General features: G+C 71.2%; 1 protein-coding gene. It reads left to right on the plus strand.

Going from position 1 to position 1,212, the window contains the following annotated elements; all coding sequences use genetic code 11:
• Positions 1-1,212, plus strand: a 1,212-nt coding sequence (locus B082_RS37305; RefSeq protein ID WP_037711514.1) for a condensation domain-containing protein, incomplete at both ends; no start/stop codon positions are given.

Raw genomic sequence — 1,212 nt, forward strand, 5'->3', positions numbered from 1 at the left:
CGCCTCTACCGCACCGGAGACCTCGCCCACTTCGACCACAACGGCCACCTCCACTACGAAGGCCGAGCCGACAGCCAAGTCAAAATCCGCGGCTTTCGCATCGAACCCGCCGAAGTGGAGACGGCTCTCCTGGCCCACCCGGCCGTCACCCAGGCCGTCGTCACCACGCACCACAAGCAGCTGTCCGCCTATGTGATCGGCACGGGTGCCGCCATGGAGGACATCCGCCGTCACCTGGCCGCCCGGCTGCCCGAGCACCTCGTCCCCGCCTACCTCACCCCGCTCGACCGGCTCCCTCTCCTGCCCAACGGGAAGACCGACAAGCGGTCGCTGCCCGAGCCGGTCGCGGCGGTGGTGTCGGAGCGTGCGCCGCAGAGCCAGCTCGAAGAGGTCGCGGTCGCTCTCTTCAGCCGGGTCCTGGGCATGGAGAGCCCGGTGGGCGTCGAGGACAGCTTCTTCGCTCACGGCGGTCACTCGCTGCTGGCGGCCCGCCTCACCAATCACATCGCCGAGGTCCTGAACGTCCGGCTCACCATCCGGGACGTGTTCCAGCACCCCACCCCGGCACGCCTCGCCGCGTACATCGCCTCGCTGAAGGGGCGCCCGGCGCTCCCGCCCCTCACCGCCGGTACCTGGACCGATGACCATGACGCCCCGGTGTCGTTCGCCCAGCGCCGCCTGTGGCTGCTGGCCGAGCTGGACGGCGCCAGCACCGCCTACAACGTCCCGATGGCCGTACGCCTAACCGGTCGGCCGGACGCCGATGCCCTGGAGGCCGCGCTCAACGACGTGGTGGAACGCCACGCCCCCCTGCGGACCGTGTTCGCGACCGTGGACGGCGAGCCGCGACAGCGCGTCCTGCCTGCGACGGAGGCCCGCATCGCCCTTCGGCGCCGGGCATCCACGCCGGAGGCCCTGGACGGCGACCTGGAAGCGGCGGCCCGCCACCGGTTCGACCTCACCTCGGAGAACCCCCTGCGGGCGACCCTCTTCGATCTGGGTGACGGACACGTCGTCCTCCACCTGCTGGTGCACCACATCGCGACGGACGGCCGGTCCGCCGGAGTGTTCTTCGACGACCTGTCACGGGCCTACGAGGCACGGAGCGCCGGCACCGAAGGAAGCGGCAGGGTGCTGGAGCCGCTGACAGCGCAGTACGCGGACTACGCGGTCTGGCAGCAGAAGGTGCTGGGCTCACGCGACGACGCGGAC

It is taken from the genome of Streptomyces sp. ATexAB-D23, assembly GCF_000373645.1.
Classification (GTDB): domain Bacteria; phylum Actinomycetota; class Actinomycetes; order Streptomycetales; family Streptomycetaceae; genus Streptomyces; species Streptomyces castrisilvae.